Source organism: Dietzia sp. DQ11-71, assembly GCF_014144995.1.
Lineage (GTDB): Bacteria > Actinomycetota > Actinomycetes > Mycobacteriales > Mycobacteriaceae > Dietzia > Dietzia kunjamensis.
In genome coordinates this window covers 1-5,117 of sequence record NZ_JAALDT010000343.1, presented here as the reverse complement: position 1 = coordinate 5,117, position 5,117 = coordinate 1, and the positions used below count along the sequence as shown (strand labels likewise).

The 5,117-nt window shown below is 69.8% G+C and carries 5 protein-coding genes and 1 pseudogene; 3 read left to right on the top strand and 3 right to left on the bottom strand.

The features are described 5' to 3' along the window. Window positions 1-105: 105 nt before the first annotated feature. The 3 genes from G6023_RS12230 to G6023_RS12220 all read right to left on the bottom strand — a co-directional run bounded on the left by G6023_RS12230 (window position 106) and on the right by G6023_RS12220 (window position 3,089). Window positions 106-600 carry an SRPBCC domain-containing protein gene (locus G6023_RS12230; protein WP_182635718.1) on the bottom strand — a complete coding sequence of 165 codons (495 nt, stop codon included), beginning with the start codon at window positions 598-600 and terminating at the stop codon, window positions 106-108. Window positions 601-627: 27 nt separating this feature from the next. After that, complete coding sequence (locus G6023_RS12225; protein WP_182635717.1) at window positions 628-1,566, bottom strand: PspA/IM30 family protein; 939 nt, start codon at window positions 1,564-1,566, stop codon at window positions 628-630. Between the two features lie 71 nt (window positions 1,567-1,637). After that, window positions 1,638-3,089, bottom strand: coding sequence for a hypothetical protein (locus tag G6023_RS12220; protein ID WP_182635715.1), 1,452 nt, complete (start codon window positions 3,087-3,089; stop codon window positions 1,638-1,640). Window positions 3,090-3,513: 424 nt separating this feature from the next. On the opposite strand from G6023_RS12220, the gene G6023_RS12215 reads away from it, so the two are divergent. From G6023_RS12215 to G6023_RS12205, 3 genes and pseudogenes are all read left to right on the top strand, one after another. Continuing rightward, window positions 3,514-4,248: a hypothetical protein gene (locus G6023_RS12215; protein WP_182635713.1), complete on the top strand. Its 735-nt coding sequence runs from the start codon at window positions 3,514-3,516 to the stop codon at window positions 4,246-4,248. Between the two features lie 129 nt (window positions 4,249-4,377). After that, on the top strand, window positions 4,378-4,875 hold the full coding sequence (locus tag G6023_RS12210; protein ID WP_159149077.1) for an NUDIX hydrolase: 498 nt from the start codon (window positions 4,378-4,380) through the stop codon (window positions 4,873-4,875). 33 nt (window positions 4,876-4,908) lie between these two features. Further along, a pseudogene (locus G6023_RS12205) lies at window positions 4,909-5,117 on the top strand (hypothetical protein); the annotation flags it as partial.

Genomic DNA, 5,117 nt, shown 5'->3' with positions numbered 1-5,117 from the left:
GTGTTCGATTGGGGAAACACTAGCAAGCAGGTCCGACATGAGGCTCTCAACTGCGAAAACAGGTGGAGGGCGCGCAGTCGAAGGCCGCAGCGGCGACCAGCCGTCTCAGCCGCGCAGCAACGCCCGGTAGTGGTCGGCCAGGGCGGGGTGGTAGTCGCGGGAGAAACGCAGGGCCTCCGGATCACGGCCCGCCTCGGCCTCGACCAACCGGTCCAGATAGAAGTCCCACCCGGGACCGATGTCGGACGCGGACTCGGCGTCCGCGATGTCCTGTTCCAGGGAAATGGTGACCTCGTCGTCGTCGCCCTCGATGCGCACGGTGACCACCCAGCCGTCCGGTCCGATCCTGACGACGACGAGGTTCGGCGCCTCACACCGTAGTACCTCAACGGTCTCTGCGGGTGAGCCCTCCTCGGCGCACATCGTCATCTCGACGGTGCCCGACGCCGGGGCGCCCGACCACGACCCGATCCAGCGTGCGGTGCGGGCCGGATCGGTGACGGCCGCCCACGCCTGGTCACGGGACATGGGCAGCCGGCGGGGGAACACCACGGCGCCCGACGGGGCGAGGTATCCGGAGGCCCGGGGTGTGGTGGTCATGGCGACTCCTTCGCCGATAGCCCGGGGCTACTCCCTGGTGTCCCGGGGGAGCGTGGGCCCGGAGAGGTCCTCGGGGCTCGGCTGGTCGGTCGCCTCGTCGGGGTCCCTCGGGGCCTCCGGGTCCGCCTGGCCGGGCGCCCCGGCCTGGCCGGTGGACGACGCGGCCGGCGACCCCGCCGACCACCCGGACTGCCCCTCGCCTCCGGTGAGCTGGCGGTCGGCACCGGAGTCGGAACCCGAGTCGAGCCCCATCGAGGCGCGGATCTGCTCGAGCTTGCTCTTGCCCTCGGATTCGCGCGTGAACGCGGCGGCGTCGAGCTGTGCGGTCGATGTTGCGCCGGTCGCCTCGGCGAGCTCCTGCTTGCCCAGTGCGGTGGTGTAGCGGCCCTCGATCTTGGCGCGGATCTCGTCGAAGGTCGGGGAGTTGCCGCCGCCGGCGCCCTGCAGGGAGGTCATGGACTCGGTGGTCCGGTGCTGCATCTCGGCCTGGGTGGCCTGCAGGAGCAGCTGATCCTCCTGCGCCAGTGTCTCGCGCAGCCGCTGTTCGGACTCCTTCACCGCCTGCTTGGCCTGCTCTGCGGCCTGCACCGCCTGGCCGTGCAGCTGCTTGGTGTGGTCGAGGTCCTGCTCCAGTGCCACCAGCCGCCCGGCGAGCTGCTCGGCCTGGGTGTCGAACTGCTGGGCGCGGGAGGTGTCGCCCTCCGCGCGCGCCTGCTCGGCCACCTGCAGGGTCTGTCGGATCTGTCCCTGCACCTCGTCGAGCTGCCGCGTCTTGGTGCCCATGGCGATCTCGAGCTGCTTGGCGTTGCCGATCACCGCGGCCGCCTGGTCGGACACCGACTTGTGCTGGTCGCGCGCGTGGTTCATCGCCTGGTGCACGAGGATCTTGGGGTCCGCGTTGTCGTCGACCGACTTGTCCAGCGAGGCCTTGAGGTAGTTCCAGCCCTTGGCGAAGGGGTTCGGCATGGCGGCGTCCTTAGATGTCTCGGTGTCAGGGGTCGGTGTCAGGTGTCCCGACGGCGGTGCGGTGCGTGCTCCTACCTCCTGACGGTACCGATCAGCGCGGCCACCGGCAGGGCGGTCCGTGGCAGGTACGGCTGACGCCACAGTCCGCCGGATGCCGCTCCCGACGACTCGTGCTGCCATTGCACGTCCACCTGCGGTCGGCCCACGTTGAGGTCGTGGACCATCAGCGCGGCGAGCAGGGCGGCGGAGGTGTCGGGCGCGAAGATCTCGATGCCGAAGGCGTAGGCGCCCTTGTAGGTGGCGGCGAGGATCTTGTTCTTGGTCACCGAGTGGGTGTCGGTGGCGGGGGCGACGTTGACCGAGACGGTGTGTCCGTCGGCGAACGCGGTGGTGGCGCGCCAGCGCTGCACCCGCTTGGCCAGGGTGTAGTTAGGGCCCTGCTGGGGTACGAGGGCGTCGTGCACCACCGGGCCGTGGCCGGCGGGGTAATTGCGGGCGAAGACCTTGCCGCGGGCGACGGAACCGACGAGTCGCTTGACGTCGGTGATCTTGCGCGACGCGAGTGCCGCGTTGGCGGCCTCCCGCACGTCCGCGGGGACGACGAAGGTGTCCATCGGGGTGGCGAGGTAGGCGAGCGCGTCGGCGGTGTTGTCGCGGAGGAGGTCGACGACGAGGGCGTCCGCCGCGGAGGAGAGCTGGACGTGGGTTCCGCCGTCCGCGTAGAAGTAGCTGCCCACGGTGAGCGGTGCGGGGGCTGCGGCCCTGGCCCATGCCGCGAGTTCGGGGAGCTGGGTGAGCAGGTCGATGCCGGGGCGGCCGTCCGGTCCGGTGGGGACGTGCAGGCGCCCGGCGAATGTCGATGCCTGTTCGCGGAAGCGCTCCCACGCCGGACTCGACGGCAGGTCGACGCCCATCACGTCGGCGCCCCACTGCAGGAGGCGGCGGGCGGGCCCCATCTCCGAGCCGAGGCCCAGGACGAGCATGGCGCGGCCGGGCAGGGAGAGCCACTGCGGGTTGTCCTGGACCAGCTTCAGCGCGTCGGCGCAGCTGGGTTCGATCACACTGGCCGCGACCCACGTGTCCAGCCGGGCGCGCAGGAGGTCGCCGGTCAGTTCCTCGCCGCGGAAGGGGATGGACAACTCGCGGACCGGGGTCGCCGTGCCCTGGATCGTGTCCGTGGCCGGCGTGGTGGTGGGGGCGACGACGGCGAGGTAATCCGACATCGGGGTCTCCACGGATTGCCCGGCTGTGTCGTGCACGCCGACCATGCGGGACTGCAGCGACTCGAGGGCGGCACGCGCGACACCGTCCCAGGCCGCCGGGTCGGACACCCCGGCGCTGACGAGTTCGGTGAAGGGCTCGATGTAGCCCTTACGCCAGTCCTTGATCCGGTGGACGCGCTCGGAGGCCGCCGGGTCCACGGTGGCGAGTGCGTCGGCGACGACGTCCTTGGCCAGCCGTCCGGTTGAGCGGTTCCCGGAGGAATCGGTGGGGAAGAGGACTCCGGTGGTGCTCGATGCCATGACGCTCCTGAAGGTTGGGGATAATCCGAGGTTAACCTCAACTTCGGTCGGCGTGGTTCAACTCCGCCCAGTCTTGGACTCCTTGACGGCGCCACCACCCGAATGTGTGATTAAACTCACCTAACGGGCAATTGCCAGTAATCAGTTAAAGCGAGTTTATTTCTTAATACTTACATATGCCGAGGTCGTGGGCCGAGAACGCCAGTGTGGGGCCCGATTTGGCGTCTAGCTGCGAGGTTGGCCAACCGCCCATCGTTGGCGTGTTGCTGTGTCATAGAAGAGCGTGGTGTAACAGCCCTGAGTATTACCTCGATATGGTGATGACACGATCGAACGGCGGGTGGTCAAGGCCACGTGCCGGGCCGGCGAGCAGGGGGAGATTCCGAATCGCCGCGTCGTCAACCTCGAAAGGAAGGCAATTCCTATGAAGAACGCAAAGCGAATGATGGCCGTCATCGCGGCCTCCGGCCTCGCGCTCGGCTCCATGCCGGGCATCGCCAACGCGCAGGGTAGTGCCGAACTCGGCGTGAACCTCGGCGCCGCCCTCGGCTCCGGCGACCTCGCCCTCGACCTTGCCCTCGACCTCGGCTCGGACGCTGCTGACCTGCCGGATCCCGGCGACTTGCCGACCGGCTCCCTCGGAGAGCTGACGGAGCCGGGTGGTTCGCTTGAGGATCTGACGGGTCCGGATGGTTCGCTCGGCGACCTGACCGGTCCGGACGGTTCGCTCGGCGACCTGACCGGTCCGGACGGTTCCCTGGAGGACGCGACCGGTTCGCTGACCGGTACGGAGGGTTCGCTGACGACTCTGACCGGTTCGCTCGACGAGCTGACCAGTCCGGAGGGTTCGCTGGCCGATCTGACCGGCCCGGATGGTTCGCTTGAGGATGCGACCGGTTCGCTGACCGGTCCGGATGGTTCGCTGGCCGGGGGCTCCACCGCTGAGGGCTCCGACGCCGGCGACCTCGCGACCCTCGGCTCGCTTGCCGCGGCCGGCATCGGCATCGGCATCGCCGTCTCCGGTGGGGTCAACCTCCCGCCGCTGCCGGAGATCAACGTGGGCGCCGTCTGCCAGCTGCCGCAGGAGGCCATCGACTTCCTCAAGTACAACGGCTCCATGGAGCAGGATGAGTGCGAGCCCGAGGAGGAGCAGAACTGAGGTTCTGCCCCATCCACGCTGACTGAGTCAGCAACCGGATAGCACTTCGGCGATCCCCCGTCGACCACACGGTCGGCGGGGGATCCGTCATTTCACCCGGCGGATTCCGCGGCCGATACGCTCGCCGGCATGGCCACTCCCGACTTCGTCCTCGAGCTCCGCAAGCACGTGGGAACCGCCCCGCTCTGGCTCGCCGGGGCCACCGCCGTCATCCGCGACCCCGCAGCCGAGCGGGTCCTGCTCGTGCGACGCAGCGACAACGGCTGGTGGACCCCCGTCACCGGCATCGTCGACCCCGGCGAGCACCCCGCCGACACCGCGGTTCGCGAAGCCCGCGAAGAAGCGGCGGTGACCATTCGCGTCGACCGCGTCGCCTCCATCGGCGTCTCCCGGATGGTCACCTACGGCAACGGGGACCGGGCGCAGTACATCGACCACACCTTCGCCTGCACTTACCTCGGCGGCGACCCCCATCCCGCCGACGGCGAGAACACCGACGTCCGCTGGTTCGGCGTGAACGACCTGCCTGACCTGAGTCCGCACATGCTCGCCCGGATCGAGGCCGGCCTGGCCGACGAAGAACGCGCCCGCATCGCGACCACCACCGAGGGCCCGGTCGCCGGGTAGGTCCCTGTCGGAGGTCCGCTCTAGAATCGGGCCATGTCCGCCGACCGCCTCCGCGACGAGGCCCCACCCGTGGTGACCGCGGTCGTGGGCATCGTGGTGGCCCTGGTCAGCGGCGTGTTCGGCATCAGCGCTCACGGGTTGGCCGCCGGCGCCGCGGCCGGCTCGCCCACCTCGGGCGAGATCCTGATGGTCGCGGCCGCGAGCGTGGGCATCGGAGCGGTCACCGCCGCGCTGGCCCGCCG

Bases quoted from the DNA above. Each gene is read 5' to 3' on its own strand.
- G6023_RS12230 (WP_182635718.1), bottom strand. From the start codon at position 600: ATGACCACCACACCCCGGGCCTCCGGATACCTCGCCCCGTCGGGCGCC.
- G6023_RS12215 (WP_182635713.1), top strand. From the start codon at position 3,514: ATGAAGAACGCAAAGCGAATGATGGCCGTCATCGCGGCCTCCGGCCTC.
- G6023_RS12220 (WP_182635715.1), bottom strand. From the start codon at position 3,089: ATGGCATCGAGCACCACCGGAGTCCTCTTCCCCACCGATTCCTCCGGG.
- G6023_RS12210 (WP_159149077.1), top strand. From the start codon at position 4,378: ATGGCCACTCCCGACTTCGTCCTCGAGCTCCGCAAGCACGTGGGAACC.
- G6023_RS12225 (WP_182635717.1), bottom strand. From the start codon at position 1,566: ATGCCGAACCCCTTCGCCAAGGGCTGGAACTACCTCAAGGCCTCGCTG.